Here is a 12,963-nt window from a genome sequence, read left to right as displayed (position 1 = left end):
GAGTTTCCTATCTCAGCTTCAGGGTGGACAGGCCGACCAGCGCCAGGATCACGGCGATGATCCAGAAGCGGATCACCACCTGGCTTTCGGTCCAGCCGAGCTTTTCGAAATGATGGTGGATCGGCGCCATCAGGAACACCCGCTTGCCGGTCATCTTGAAGTAGCCGACCTGGATGATGACAGACAGGATTTCGACCACGAACAGGCCGCCGACGATAACCAGCACGATCTCGTGCTTGGTGGCGACCGCGACGGTGCCGATCAGGCCGCCCATGGCCAGCGATCCGGTATCGCCCATGAAGATCGCCGCTGGCGGCGCATTGAACCAGAGGAAGCCGAGGCCGGCGCCGATGACCGAGCCGAGCACGACAGCCAGTTCACCGGTGCCGGGCACGAAATGGATCTGCAGATATTCGGCGAACACGGCGTTGCCGGACAGATAGGCGATGACGCCGAAGGAAGCCGCGGCGATCATGATCGGCACGATCGCCAGCCCGTCGAGGCCGTCGGTCAGGTTCACCGCATTGCCGGCGCCGACGATGACGAAGCAGGAGAACGGAATGAAGAACCAGCCGAGATTGATGATGAATTCCTTGGCGAAGGGAAATGTCAGCGACGACGAGAACGGCGCCTGGCCGTTATGCATGATCGCCCACGCGGCGATGCCGGCGATGACGAATTCAAGCGCCAGCCGCGCCTTGCCGGAAAAACCGAGATGCGACTGCTTCGTCACCTTCAGATAGTCGTCGTAGAAGCCGATCGAGCCAAAACCCAGCGTGACCAGCAGCACCACCCAGACATAGATGCTCGACAGGTTCGCCCACAAAAGCGACGAGCCGATGATGCCCGACAGGATCATCAGCCCGCCCATGGTCGGCGTACCGGCCTTCTTGAAATGCGTCTGCGGCCCGTCGGCGCGGATCGGCTGGCCCTTGCCTTGCCGCAGCCGCAGCGAATTGATGATCGTCGGTCCGAAGATGAAGACGATCAGCGCCGATGTGATCAGCGCCCCGCCGGTGCGGAAGGTGATGTAGCGGAAGACATTGAAGACCGAGATCTTGTCCGCAAAATCGACGAGCAGTGTAAACATGCGCTTTTCGTCCCCCGACTTGACCTAGGTCTGTTTGCTGGTTGTGGATTCCGCCGGGAATTTGCCCAGCAGCGCATCGACCAGTTTCGCAAAACCGATGCCCTTCGACGATTTGATCATTACCACGTCGCCCGGCTGCAGGGCGGCAAGCAGCACCGGCTTCAGATCCTCGACGCCGGCGCGGTATTCCGTCTTGACCTCGCTTGGCAGTGCCTCGGCCAGCGCCCGCATCTCCGGGCCACCGAGAAAGACGGTCTGCGTCCCGGTGCCGACGATGAGATCGGCGAGAGCGGCATGCAGCTTGGCCGAATGGTCGCCGAGCTCCAGCATGTCGCCGAGCACGGCGATGCGCCGGCCCTCGCCCGTCACCGGCGTCGCGTTGAGCAGCGCCATCGCGGCAGCCATAGACGCCGGATTGGCATTGTAGCTCTCGTCGATCAGCGTGATCGGCCCTTTGGGATGACGCAGCACATGGCGCTTGCCGCGCCCGCGCTCGGCCGAAAGATCAGCCAGCGCCAGGGCTACCCTGTCGAGATCGGCGCCGACCAGATGCGCCGCCCCCAGCACCGCCAGCACGTTCTGCACCATATGCCGGCCGGGAGCTCCGATACGAGCGATCATATCGTGGCCGCCGATCCTGGCGGCGATGTCGGAATGGTCGGCATGCAACTCGCATTTGACCAGCTTGAAGGTCGAGCGCGCATTCTCGCCGAAGCCGTAGACATGCTCGACGCCGGCGGCATGCGCCATCTTGTCGAGAAGCTTGAAACGCGCGTCGTCGCGGTTGAGGACCGCCGCGCCATCGGGCTCCAGCCCTTCGAAAATCTCGGCCTTGGCCCTGGCGATCTCGTCCAGGTTGCGGAAGAAGCCGAGATGCGCCGCCGCGATCATGGTGACGATCGCAACATGCGGTCTCACCATTTTCACCAGCGGCCGGATCTCGTCGGGATGGTTCATGCCGATCTCGAACACGGCATAGTCGCAATCATCAGGCATGCGCGCCAGCGTCAGCGGCACGCCCCAGTGGTTGTTGAACGACTGCGCCGAGGCATGCACCTTGCCGACGGCCGACAGCACGTGGCGCAGCGCTTCCTTGGTGGTGGTCTTGCCGGCCGAACCGGTTACCGCGATGATCTTTGCCGCCGAGCGGGCGCGTGCCGCGATACCAAGCTTTTCCAGAGCGGCCAGCACATCCTCGACGACGATGATCGGCGCCGTCAGCCGGCCGAGCGATGGCAGCTTGCCTTCGGCCACCACCAGCACGCCGGCACCGGCCTTGATGGCTGATGTGGCGAAGTCGTGACCGTCCATCGCCTCGCCCTTGATGGCGAAGAAGGCATCGCCCGGCTGCAGGCTGCGGCTGTCGATCGAAATGCCCGATATGCCGTCCGGCATCGGCCCGAGCGGCCGCCCGTCCATGGCAGCAACCAGAGCCTCGGAGGTCCAAAGCAAGCTCATGCGGCACGCTCCCGCAACGCGGCGCGCACTTCCTCATGATCGGAGAAATGCAAGGTCTCGGAGCCGATCGTCTGGCCTTCCTCGTGGCCCTTGCCGGCCACGATGAGCGTGTCGCCGGCATGCAGCATGCCGACGGCCTCGTGGATCGCCTGGCGCCGGTCGCCGATCTCGATCGCCCCGGGTGCGGCGGCAAGAATGGCGGCGCGGATCGTCTCGGGTACTTCCGAGCGCGGATTGTCGTCGGTGACGATGACGACATCGGCGAGCCGCGTCGCGATCTCGCCCATGATCGGCCGCTTGCCGCGGTCGCGGTCGCCGCCACAGCCGAACACGACCATGACACGGCCGGTGGTGAACGGGCGCACCGAGGCCAGCACATTTTCCAGCGCGTCGGGCTTGTGGGCGTAGTCGACATACACAGGCGCACCGTTGGCAGTGGTGCCGACGAGATCGAGCCGGCCCGGCGCGCCCTTCAGTTTCTCCAAGGACATCAAGGCCTTGGCGACAGGTGTTCCGGTTGAAATGGCAAGCCCCGCCGAAACCAGCGCATTCGAAATCTGGAAATCGCCCGCGAGCGGCAGGTCGATCTCGTAAAGCACGCCGTCAGCCTCGACCTCGGCGCGCTGGCGATGGCGCTCGTGTTCGACCCGCTTCAGCGTGAGGAAATCGCCATGGCGGCCAACCGTCAGCACCTCGAGCCCGGCCGCCTGCGCCGCCTGGATCGTCGGCGCCGACCACGGATCGTCGGCGAAGATGACGGCCGGTGCGCCCTTCGGCAGCAGCGTGTCGAACAGGCGCAGCTTGGCGCGGTGATAGTCCTCGATCGTCGGATGATAGTCCATATGATCGCGGCCGAGATTGGTGAAGCCGCCGGCGGCGAGCTTCACGCCGTCGAGGCGGCGTTGGTCGAGCCCATGGCTGGAGGCTTCCATGGAGGCGTGCGTCACGCCGGCATCCGCCAATTCCCTGAGCAGCTGGTGCAGCGCGACCGGATCGGGCGTGGTCAGCGAGCCATAGTCGTTGCGACCCGGCGCCACCACGCCGGTGGTGCCGATCGAAGCGGCGGCATGGCCTGCCTGTTCCCAGATCTGCCTGGTGAACGCAGCGACCGACGTCTTGCCGCTGGTGCCGGTCACCGCGACCATGGTCTCTGGCTGCTTGCCGAAATAGCGGGCCGCACTCAGCGCCAGCGCCAGACGCGGATCATCGACTGCCAGCACTGGAACCTGTAGCCCGGCAAGGGCGCTGCCGTTGCCTGCAACGATCGCGACCGCACCGCGCCCGGCCGCGTCGGCGGCGTAGGCCGCGCCATCCGCCTTGGTGCCGGCGAGCGCAAAAAAGACGACGCCCGGTTTTACCTGGCGGGAATCCGACGAAATTCCGGTAACCTCCAGGTCGGCGGAAGCTGTTCCTTCGACTGGCAGGATACCGGCTAGATCTTTTAGCTTCATCGAGTCCCGTTCACCGCAACAAAATAGCGCGCAGTTGCCGGCGCGCCCCAAGAATCACTGATAGGAAACCAGCGTTGCACCATTTTCATGGCTGAAATCTGGCTTGACGCCAAGTATGGCCGCTGAACGCCTGATGATATTGCCGGCTATAACCCCCGCATTCGCGGCCGCGACATCTGTCATGCCAGGCTTTTCCGGGTGCGGAGCGTCGGCAATGGTAAACACCAGGTATTGCGGATCGTCCATCGGGAAGGCGGCGACGAAGGTATTGAAATTCAAGTCCTTCGAGTAGCGACCATTGATGACCTTCTCCGCCGTTCCGGTCTTGCCGCCAACGCGGTAGCCGGGGACTCTGGCGTTTCTGGCCGAGCCCTTCTCGGCGTTGAGCGTATAGAGGTAGCGCATGCCTTCGACCGTCTTGTCGCTGACCACTTTCTTGGCCACCGCCATCGCATCCTGCTCGCTGCGGACCAGGAATGTCGGCTCGATCAGGTAGCCGCCATTCATCAGCGCCGCGCAGCCGACAGCCGCTTGCAGCGGCGTCGTCGACACACCATGGCCGAAGGCGATGGTGAACGAATTGACCTGTTTCCAGACCTTCGGTTCAGTCGGGCGGGCGACTTCCGGCAGTTCGGTCTGCATCCTGTCCAAAATTCCAAGGCGATGCAGGAATTCGCGGTGCCCCTCGATGCCGACCAGCTCGGCCTCCCTGGCCGACCCGATGTTGGACGAATAAAGGAACACCTCCGGCAACGACAGCACACGGTTCTTGCCGTGGAAATCGTGAATGGCCTGATGGCCGACCCGGATTGGATGCGAGGCGTCGAAGCGGCTCGCCATCGTCGCTTTGCCGGAATCGAGCGCCATGGCCGAGGTGAAGCTCTTGAAGGTCGAGCCCATCTCATAGAGGCCCGCCGACATCCGATTCAGCCGGTCCTTTTCCTGTGCATTGTAGGGATTGTTCGGATCGAAATCCGGCACCGAGCCCATGGCCACCACTTCGCCGGTCTTGACGTTGAGCACAACGGCGCCAGCACCGATGGCGCGATAGCGTTCCAGGCCGGCGGCGATCTCGTCGCGCACGATGTGCTGGACGCGCAGATCGATCGACAGCTTCACCGGCTTCAAATCCTTCGCCACCGCCAGGCCCGACGCCTGCAGGTCGCTCAGGCCCTGCTCATCGATATACTTCTCCATGCCGGAGATGCCCTGGTTGTCGATGTTGGTGAGGCCGACAATGTAAGATGAGGTCTCGCCGCTCGGATAGAAACGGCGCTTTTCGGTGCGGAAGCCAAAGCCCGGAATGCCAAGCTGCATGATGTCGGCCTGCTGCTTGGGTGTCAGCTGCCGCTGCAGCCAGACGAAGCCGGCGCCGCTCTTCAGCTTGTGGTAGGTCTGCTCGTAGTCGATCTCGGGAAGTACCGTCGACAGCTTCTCGATCGCCTCGTCGGCGTCGACGATGCGGCGCGGTTCGGCAAACAGCGACGCCGTCTTGATGTCCGTCGCCAGCACCTCACCATTGCGATCGACAATGTCGGGCCGCGATGCCGTCACCCGGCTCTGCGGGCCGCCCGACATGTCGGGGGTCTGGAAGCCGAGATAGACCAGCCGCCCGGAAATGATCGAGAAGATGCCGAAGAACACCGCCATCGTCATCACGATGCGCGTCCTGCCCTTGCCGCCGGTCGCCTTGCGGGCGCCCTCGACCACGATCGATCCGGCTTCACCCGTGCTCACGCGGCGCTTCAGCAGTTTGCCGATCATTGGGCGATGCCTCCGGTCATCACGGGATCCTTGCCGCCCGAGGGCGCCTTGTCGGAATTGTCGGCCATGCCGTCCTGGCGCCCTTTCAGGATGTCCTGAATGTCCAGGGCTTTGGCCGGCAGATCACCGATACCGACGATCTGGCGGGCACTGACCGGCTCGAGCTCGAGCTGCGATTTGTAGAGTTCAGCCAGCTTCTGCAGCCGCGACGGCTGGGTGAGCAGGCTCCAGTCGGCCTTGAGCAGGTCGATCGTGTCCTCCTCATAGCGGATCTGGGCGTGGATCTTCTGCACCGCCGCCAGCTGTTCCTCGGCCTCGCGCTTGGTCTTGTAGGTCAGGGCCGCCGCCGAAACCATGACGGCGATCAGGACAATGTCGCTGGTACGAAACACGTGCTCACCTCTCTCCCGGCCGGTCGATGCCAGGAAGCTTTGGAAGGCCGAAGATCGAAAAGTCGCTGCTGCGCGCCGGCGCCTCGGTACGGATCGCCGCGCGCAGCCTGGCCGAACGGGCGCGCGGATTGGCCGCGACCTCGGCGTCGCCGGCAGTCACGCCGCCACCCGCCTTGCGGAAGGTCGCGGTGCGCGCATGAGCCTCGGGCAGGTGACGCGAGCCGGTCGCGACGTCAGCCCGATCGGCGATGAAGCGCTTGACGATGCGGTCTTCCAGCGAATGAAACGTCACCACGGCGAGCCGTCCGCCCGGCTTCAGCGCGCGTTCGGCCGCGAACAGGGCCTTGGCCAGTTCGCCGAGTTCGTCATTGACGAAGATGCGCAGCGCCTGGAAGACGCGCGTGGCCGGATGGATCTTGTCCTTCGGCGCGCGGCCGACATGCGTCTCGATGGCGTCGGCAAGTTCCAGCGTGCGCTCGAACGGACGCTTTTCGCGGCGAGCCTCGATCATGCGCGCAATGCGCCCGGCATGACGTTCCTCGCCGAGGAAGCCGAAGATGCGGGCAAGGTCGCCCGGCTTGAAGCTGTTGACGACATCGGCGGCGCTGAGGCCCGCCTGCGCCATGCGCATGTCGAGTGGTCCATCGGTGCGGAATGAAAACCCGCGCTCGGCCTGGTCGAGCTGCATCGAGGACACACCGATGTCGAGCACGACGCCGTCGGCGCTCTCGACATGCTCGTCCAGCGTCGAGAACGGCGCCTGAACCAGCCTCAGCCTGCCGCCTGATTGCGCTTCGAGATCGCGCCCGGCGGCGATGGCGTCGGGGTCGCGGTCGATGGCCACCACGGAAGCCCCGGTGGCCAGAATGGCCCTGGTGTAGCCGCCCGCGCCGAACGTGCCGTCGATGATGATGTCGCCCTCCGCCGGCGCCAGTGCCTCAAGCACTTCGCCAAGGAGGACCGGAATGTGGCGGGCCGATCCGCCAACGGCGTGAAGGTCATCGCCGTGGCCCACCGTCATTCCGGTCGCTCCCCAGGCTTCGTCCCCTGCCGAAGCTGCAAAAGCCGGGCCCGCGCCTGCGCGCCATAGGCAGCAAGCCGTCCCGGCTCCCAGATCTGAAAGAAATTGCCGCGTCCGACAAAGGCCACTTCCGCCGAAATGCCGGTGTGCTCGCGAATGAAATCGCTCATCGTGATGCGGCCGTCCTGATCGAGCTTCAGGAAGGTGCCGTCGCCATGGCAAAAGAACGACATGTCGTCCGCCGTCTGCAAGAAGGGATCCTCGAGCGCGATTCGCTGCTCGTAGCGGTCGAGCAGGTCCAACCCGCCGACATCCATCGCCGGCAGGTCCAGGCAGCGCAGCGCGTAGAGCTCCGAATAGCCGCGCTTCTGCACGACGGCGCGGAAATGCGCCGGAACGGACACCCGTCCCTTCGCATCGATTCTGCTCACCGTGTTTGACAGAAACCGGTCCATCACGCGTTACAGCCGCTTGCGCCGCCGCACCCCTCTCCATCTTGTCAAACGCACCGCCGCAGCGCGTTCCCTGCCCCGTACCAACCTCATCCGCATGGGCAAAACCCGGCAAACGCGCAGCCGCCGCGGCTGCCCGATTGGCGTACGCTTTACCCTGACGCGGAACGAAGGCTTGAGTATGCAAATGGGATATCATGGGGCACTATGGGCGTCAACGGGAATAGGCTTCACAAACATGCGCATCGCGGCCAATGAGAGCAGCCTTGAAGGCACGTCTCGTCTTTATGGTCCATTAAGCCTAACGAAGCGTTTAGAGCCGCCTGGCCCAACCGGACGAAGCTTGCCGAGACCCGCTGCCGGGCATAGCGTCGCGCCACATCTCGTCGGTCGCCAACAGGGTTAGAAATTCGATGTCTGAAACAGCAAAATCCCGCGCGGCGGCACTTCCTCATCTGCGTCGCAGCGGGCTTGCGACAGGCGATTCCATCCCGCTGCCCCTGACCATGGCCGCCATTTTTCACGCGCCTGGCGACGCCACCGGTTTCAACCAGTACGGCCGCTTCAGCAACCCGACCTGGGACGCGGTTGAGCATATGCTGGCCCACCTGGAAGACGCGCCCTGCGTCGCCTTTCCTTCGGGAATGGCGGCAATCTCGGCGGCGTTTTTTGCCGTGCTCAAAGCCGGTGACCGCATCCTGCTGCCTTCGGACGGCTATCACACGACAAGGGCGCTGGCCGACCGCTTCCTCAAGCCGCTCTGCATCGCCTACGATGTCAGGCCGACCTCGACCTTCCTCGATGGCGGCTTCGAAGGCTACCGCCTGGCGTTTGTCGAAACTCCCGCCAATCCGGGGCTGGACATCTGCGACATCGCGGCCGTCGCCGAAGCCACTCACGGAGCGGGCGCGCTCCTTGTCGTCGACAACACGACGATGACGCCCTTCGGCCAGCGGCCGCTCGACCATGGGGCCGATATCGTCGTTGCCGCGGACACCAAGGCGCCCAATGGCCATTCCGACGTGCTGTTCGGCCATGTCGCTAGCCGCAATGCCGATATCATCAGCGCCGTGACCGGCTGGCGCGAAGTTTCCGGCAGCATTCCCGGACCGTTCGAAGCCTGGCTGGTGCATCGCGGCCTCGAAACACTGGATGTGCGCTTCGACCGCATGTGCTCTTCGGCGGAAGTGATCGCGCGGCGGCTGAAAGGCCACCGGGCGATCAGCGGCCTGCGTTTTCCGGGCCTCGAAAGCGATCCGTCGCACAACCTTGCCCGCGCCCAGATGGAGCGCTTCGGCTTTCTGATCTCCTTCGAACTCGCCTCGGAAGACAAGGCCGAGGATTTCATCAACAACTGCGACCTGATGCAGGCGGCGACATCTTTCGGCGGCGTCCACACCTCCGCCGAGCGCCGGTCAAAGAGAGGCGATGCGGTGCCCGCCGGTTTCGTTCGCCTGTCGGTGGGCTGCGAGCCTGTGGAAGAACTCTGGAAGGCGATCGAGGCGTCGCTGGATAAAATCAGCGGCTGACAAATCGACTACGAGCCGAGATCATCGGCTTCGATGTTGCGCTTGCCGTGCAGCACGCGGATGATTTCGATCGCGCCACCGCCGACACGATACAAGGTGAGGTAGTCGCCAACGACCAGATGACGGATTCCGGGCGCGATATCGTCGCGCGGCGCGCCTGAGAAAGGATAGATCGCCAGTTGCTGCCACCGTGCCTCGATGCGGTCGAGCAACCGATCAGCTGCAGCCTCGCTGTCGCGCGCAACATGGAGCCAGATCGCGATCAGATCGTCTTCAGCGCGCGCGTTCCGAACGATGGGCAGCAAATTCATGCCGCGTCGTCAGATCGCAAACGTCTCCGTGCCTCGGCCTTGATTTCATCCATCGACGCAAATCGTCCGGGTCCACTGTCGATCCCCTCTTGCACAAGCTTTCGCAATTCCTCGACGGTATAGCCATGCAGATCGCGCCGGTCCTTCCATTGCCTGAGCGCATCGCGGATCACTTCGCTCGCCGAGGCATATTCGCCGGCAGCGACCACATCGTCCACCGCGGCCGCCAGTTCCGGCGACAGCGTGATGCTGCGTTTGTCGACCTGTCCCATATTTAGGCTCCTGATGGCATTCGATGATCGATGGTACGATTTAATCGTACCAGGTTCAAGCAACGACCAGTCCTCCATCGCCCGGATGACCAGCTGACAGCTTGAATCAACAGCCGCGCCGGAGGGCGCAACCTGCTGATCTCAAGAGATTTCTCTTCGATATCGCGGGAGAAAATTGCCAGCTGGCCTGTAAGCCGGGTTCTGTATGGCCCTCGCCCCTTGCGGTGCGAGAACGTGGCGGCCATTCATCTTGGGCACATGTTGCCATGCGCCTCACGCAACCTACCCGGACGGTGAGCCGGAAACAGCCCTCGAGGGTTTCCCCTCGCACCGCCCCTATTCGGTCTTGCTCCCGGTGGGGTTTACCGTGCCGCTCCTGTTGCCAGTCGCGCGGTGGGCTCTTACCCCACCCTTTCACCCTTGCCCCGAATCCGGCAAGCCGGATCGTGGCGGTTTGCTTTCTGTGGCACTTTCCCTGGGGTCGCCCCCGCCGGCCATTAACCGGCACCGTGTTTCCATGGAGCCCGGACTTTCCTCACCCACAGCCTTTCGGCATTTGTGGGTGCGGCCGCCCAGCCAGCTGGCAAGGCGTATAAAGGGGTTCACGTCCGAAAACGCAAACGAAAAAGCCGGCATAGCTCAAAGTGTTAGAGTGTACTTTGTGCGGTCGAATGACCACACGTCGGTCCAAGCGGCCGGCTTCTCACAGGCAGTCGACTACAGCGCCGCCATCTGCACCTTGACCTTGCTGCAATAGGCGGCCGACACCGGGTTCATCCGCGTCGCGGCATGGCCGGCATTGTATTTCAGGATCGTGCCGCAGGTGGTGCCACCGCCCAGATCCTGCGCCATGGCGAGATACTTCATCCCGTATTTGATGTTGGTATCCGGATCGAAGAGCCCCTTGGCCGAACCGCTGTAGCCCATCATCCGTGCCGTTGCCGGCTTGATCTGCATAAGGCCGATCTCGCCGGCGCTGCCGACCATGTTCGGCCGGTAGTTGCTCTCGATCCTGATGACGGCCTGCGCGAGTGAAACCGGTACGCCGTAGCTCGCGGCATAGCGTGCGACGATCGCGGAATACTGACCGCTGTTGGCCACCGCGGCCGTCGACGCCGCCGCGTTCCTGAGACCAATCGATGCCGTTGTCGTCATGTCGATGGTCTTGCGGCCGCGCTTCGTCTGCCTTTTGGCGGTGGACTTCTTTTTCCAGCTCACCTTTTCCGCTTTGGCGGAAACCCGCTTCGCGCCGTGGCTTGCCTGCGTCTTGCCGCCTCTAGCCAGCGTGGCCTTGCCGCTTTTTGCCGATACCGCGATGAACCCTTGATCGGCCCGCTGGCTGAGTGGCGCGGCATTGGCGGCGCTGAAGGCAAAAGTCACTACGCCGGCAGCAAGAGCTGCCGTTACAACGGTCAATTTTCGCATGTGATCCTGTTCTGTCTGAACCGCGCGAAGACATTCGCGCAGCAACGCTCAATTAATATCGGAACATCCGGGGGGGCTGGAGGTCCGATATCTGCACGTCAGCCGTTTGACGCTCGATTTGGTGCCAAACAAGGCCAGGCAAGTCACTTTGCGTGACACGTTGTAACTAAGGATTGGAAAAGGATTACTTGGCCGAGACCTTCCTTCGGGTCAGGGTCTCACGGAAGCCAGCAGCCTTTGCAGCGTTCGCAGCGTCGAGCCATCGGCAACGCCATCCACTTTGCGCGGCCGGAAATGCCGCTGAAACGCCTCGACGACGATCTCCGTTCGCCGGTCGAAAATGCCCGATATTTCGACACCATAGCCATAGAGCGCCAGCATCGACTGCAGCGCCTCGACCTCGGCGCCCACGGCGCCGACCTCGAGCGCGGCCCCTCGCCTGACCGGGGCTGCCGGCACGAAATGGCCGATACCGGCTTCGAACAGGGCTTTCCACGGAAATTTCTCGCCCGGATCGATCTTGCGCCCCGGCGCCACGTCGGAATGCGCCAGCACCCGCTCGGCAGCGATCGAATGCCGCCTGGCGATCCCCCTGCACAGGTCAATCACGGCGTCGATCTGTCGCCCGGGGAAATCGCGATAGCCGAGCGAATGTCCCGGATTGACGATCTCGATGCCCACCGAACAGGAATTGATGTCGGTGCGTCCGAACCACGAGCCCTTGCCGGCATGCCAGGCGCGGTCGCTTTCCCTGACCATCTGCACGATGTGGCCATTCTCATGGACGAGATAGTGCGACGAGACTTCGCTGGCCGGATCGCACAGCCACGCTTCAGCCCCGGCCCCTGTCGCCATGCCGGTGTAGTGCAGCACGATCATGTCGGGTCCGAGCATGTCGCGCCTTGGCCCGAAATTCGGCGACACCCTGACCTCGGCACGTGGCTCGTCGGGCAGGAAGCCGCTCATGCGTGCCGCAGGCCCCGCTCGATCATCTCATAGGCCGCATTGATCGCAGCGACCCTGGTCGTCGCAATCTTGATGAACTCCTGCGGCAGGCCGCGTGCGATCAGCCGGTCGGGATGGTTGTCGGAAACCAGCTTGCGATACCGCTTCCTGACCTCCTCGAACGGCTTGCCGCGCTCGATGCCGAGAACAATATAGGGGTCCCCGGCGCCGAGATTGACGTGCCGCGCCATGATGCTTTCGTAATGCGCCTCGTCGATGCGGAAAATCTCGGCAATACGGTGCAGGAAAACGCCTTCGCGCTCATGCACCAGCCCGTCGGCCTTGGCGATGTGGAACAGGCCGTCGAGTATGTCCTCCAGCATCACGCAGTTCGAATGGCCCGAGCCGCAAAGCTGCGCCATCCGCTCGGCATAGGTCTCGAAACCGGCCACGTCGCGCTGGGCGAGGTCGAACAGCCGCGCCACGTTGCGCGCTTCTTTCTGCGGCACTTCGAATATTTCCTGGAAGGCACGCACCTCATCCTGGGTGACGATGCCATCGGCCTTGGCCATCTTGGCCGATAGCGCGATCATTGCCACCGAGAAGGCGACGCGGCGACGCAGATCGGCATCGCCGGAGAAAACCGTGCGCACGGCCTCGACGACGTCGGCGACACCCGACGTGGCTGAAGACGAAACCCGCGTGATGAAGTCGCCGAGGCGATCCCAAATCGACATGGCCCGCTTCATAGAGCCAACCGGTCCCCGCTATCAAGCCAATAACGGCCGGTATCGGGGTTGTGAAGGGCTGGCAAAGAGGACCCCGGCAAAGAGAAGGCCGGCGCGAGGCCGGC

The 12,963-nt window shown here is 63.5% G+C and carries 13 protein-coding genes and 1 other RNA gene; 1 reads left to right on the top strand and 13 read right to left on the bottom strand.

What is annotated here, in order from left to right; all coding sequences use genetic code 11:
* Positions 1-7: 7 nt before the first annotated feature.
* The 7 genes from mraY to mraZ are packed head-to-tail and all read right to left on the bottom strand — an operon-like array spanning position 8 to position 7,631.
* Entirely contained in the window at positions 8-1,090 is a 1,083-nt protein-coding gene (gene mraY, locus NR193_RS12340) for a phospho-N-acetylmuramoyl-pentapeptide-transferase (protein WP_027029717.1), read from the bottom strand.
* 24 nt (positions 1,091-1,114) lie between these two features.
* Positions 1,115-2,548 carry a UDP-N-acetylmuramoylalanyl-D-glutamyl-2,6-diaminopimelate--D-alanyl-D-alanine ligase gene (locus NR193_RS12335; protein WP_256751106.1) on the bottom strand — a complete coding sequence of 478 codons (1,434 nt, stop codon included), beginning with the start codon at positions 2,546-2,548 and terminating at the stop codon, positions 1,115-1,117.
* Positions 2,545-3,999 carry a UDP-N-acetylmuramoyl-L-alanyl-D-glutamate--2,6-diaminopimelate ligase gene (locus NR193_RS12330; RefSeq protein ID WP_256751105.1) on the bottom strand — a complete coding sequence of 485 codons (1,455 nt, stop codon included), beginning with the start codon at positions 3,997-3,999 and terminating at the stop codon, positions 2,545-2,547. Before NR193_RS12330 ends, NR193_RS12335 begins: the two co-directional genes overlap by 4 nt.
* 54 nt (positions 4,000-4,053) lie before the next feature.
* The gene (locus NR193_RS12325; RefSeq protein ID WP_256751104.1) at positions 4,054-5,763 is read right to left on the bottom strand and encodes a penicillin-binding protein 2; all 1,710 of its coding nucleotides are present in this window, start codon (positions 5,761-5,763) and stop codon (positions 4,054-4,056) included.
* Positions 5,760-6,155, bottom strand: a complete 396-nt coding sequence (locus tag NR193_RS12320; protein WP_256751103.1) for a hypothetical protein — start codon at positions 6,153-6,155, stop codon at positions 5,760-5,762. Before NR193_RS12320 ends, NR193_RS12325 begins: the two co-directional genes overlap by 4 nt.
* Positions 6,156-6,159: 4 nt before the next feature.
* The gene (gene rsmH / locus NR193_RS12315; protein ID WP_256751102.1) at positions 6,160-7,176 is read right to left on the bottom strand and encodes a 16S rRNA (cytosine(1402)-N(4))-methyltransferase RsmH; all 1,017 of its coding nucleotides are present in this window, start codon (positions 7,174-7,176) and stop codon (positions 6,160-6,162) included.
* Positions 7,173-7,631: a division/cell wall cluster transcriptional repressor MraZ gene (gene mraZ / locus NR193_RS12310; RefSeq protein ID WP_056582893.1), complete on the bottom strand. Its 459-nt coding sequence runs from the start codon at positions 7,629-7,631 to the stop codon at positions 7,173-7,175. The genes rsmH and mraZ overlap by 4 nt, the downstream gene beginning before the upstream one ends.
* 410 nt (positions 7,632-8,041) lie before the next feature.
* Here mraZ and NR193_RS12305 point away from each other — a divergent pair, with 410 nt between their 5' ends.
* Positions 8,042-9,157: a cystathionine gamma-lyase gene (locus tag NR193_RS12305; RefSeq protein WP_256751101.1), complete on the top strand. Its 1,116-nt coding sequence runs from the start codon at positions 8,042-8,044 to the stop codon at positions 9,155-9,157.
* Between the two features lie 8 nt (positions 9,158-9,165).
* Here the strand turns inward: NR193_RS12305 and NR193_RS12300 are convergent, their stop codons facing one another.
* From NR193_RS12300 to NR193_RS12275, 6 genes are all read right to left on the bottom strand, one after another.
* A complete protein-coding gene (locus tag NR193_RS12300; protein WP_256751100.1) occupies positions 9,166-9,468 on the bottom strand; it encodes a type II toxin-antitoxin system RelE/ParE family toxin in 303 nt (100 codons plus the stop codon).
* Complete coding sequence (locus NR193_RS12295; protein ID WP_126042949.1) at positions 9,465-9,740, bottom strand: type II toxin-antitoxin system ParD family antitoxin; 276 nt, start codon at positions 9,738-9,740, stop codon at positions 9,465-9,467. The genes NR193_RS12300 and NR193_RS12295 overlap by 4 nt, the downstream gene beginning before the upstream one ends.
* 174 nt (positions 9,741-9,914) lie before the next feature.
* Positions 9,915-10,324: RNase P RNA component class A (gene rnpB / locus NR193_RS12290), an RNA gene on the bottom strand.
* A gap of 133 nt (positions 10,325-10,457) precedes the next feature.
* Complete coding sequence (locus NR193_RS12285) at positions 10,458-11,165, bottom strand: lytic transglycosylase domain-containing protein (RefSeq protein WP_256751099.1); 708 nt, start codon at positions 11,163-11,165, stop codon at positions 10,458-10,460.
* A 210-nt stretch (positions 11,166-11,375) separates the two neighbouring features.
* The gene (locus NR193_RS12280) at positions 11,376-12,131 is read right to left on the bottom strand and encodes an N-acetylmuramoyl-L-alanine amidase (RefSeq protein WP_256751098.1); all 756 of its coding nucleotides are present in this window, start codon (positions 12,129-12,131) and stop codon (positions 11,376-11,378) included.
* Positions 12,128-12,847 (bottom strand): DnaJ family molecular chaperone, encoded by a 720-nt coding sequence (locus NR193_RS12275; RefSeq protein WP_091580597.1) that lies wholly within the window; start codon positions 12,845-12,847, stop codon positions 12,128-12,130. Before NR193_RS12275 ends, NR193_RS12280 begins: the two co-directional genes overlap by 4 nt.
* Positions 12,848-12,963: the final 116 nt, after the last annotated feature.

Source organism: Mesorhizobium sp. Mes31 (assembly GCF_024519675.1).
In the GTDB taxonomy this organism is placed as follows: domain Bacteria; phylum Pseudomonadota; class Alphaproteobacteria; order Rhizobiales; family Rhizobiaceae; genus Mesorhizobium.
This window is presented reverse-complemented; position numbering and strand designations above follow the sequence as displayed.

Coding starts and splice junctions, on each gene's coding strand:
- NR193_RS12295 (WP_126042949.1), bottom strand. CDS start 9,740: ATGGGACAGGTCGACAAACGCAGCATCACGCTGTCGCCGGAACTGGCG.
- NR193_RS12280 (WP_256751098.1), bottom strand. CDS start 12,131: ATGAGCGGCTTCCTGCCCGACGAGCCACGTGCCGAGGTCAGGGTGTCG.
- rsmH (WP_256751102.1), bottom strand. CDS start 7,176: ATGACGGTGGGCCACGGCGATGACCTTCACGCCGTTGGCGGATCGGCC.
- NR193_RS12275 (WP_091580597.1), bottom strand. CDS start 12,847: ATGTCGATTTGGGATCGCCTCGGCGACTTCATCACGCGGGTTTCGTCT.
- NR193_RS12300 (WP_256751100.1), bottom strand. CDS start 9,468: ATGAATTTGCTGCCCATCGTTCGGAACGCGCGCGCTGAAGACGATCTG.
- NR193_RS12330 (WP_256751105.1), bottom strand. CDS start 3,999: ATGAAGCTAAAAGATCTAGCCGGTATCCTGCCAGTCGAAGGAACAGCT.
- NR193_RS12305 (WP_256751101.1), top strand. CDS start 8,042: ATGTCTGAAACAGCAAAATCCCGCGCGGCGGCACTTCCTCATCTGCGT.
- NR193_RS12285 (WP_256751099.1), bottom strand. CDS start 11,165: ATGCGAAAATTGACCGTTGTAACGGCAGCTCTTGCTGCCGGCGTAGTG.
- NR193_RS12335 (WP_256751106.1), bottom strand. CDS start 2,548: ATGAGCTTGCTTTGGACCTCCGAGGCTCTGGTTGCTGCCATGGACGGG.
- mraY (WP_027029717.1), bottom strand. CDS start 1,090: ATGTTTACACTGCTCGTCGATTTTGCGGACAAGATCTCGGTCTTCAAT.
- mraZ (WP_056582893.1), bottom strand. CDS start 7,631: ATGGACCGGTTTCTGTCAAACACGGTGAGCAGAATCGATGCGAAGGGA.
- NR193_RS12325 (WP_256751104.1), bottom strand. CDS start 5,763: ATGATCGGCAAACTGCTGAAGCGCCGCGTGAGCACGGGTGAAGCCGGA.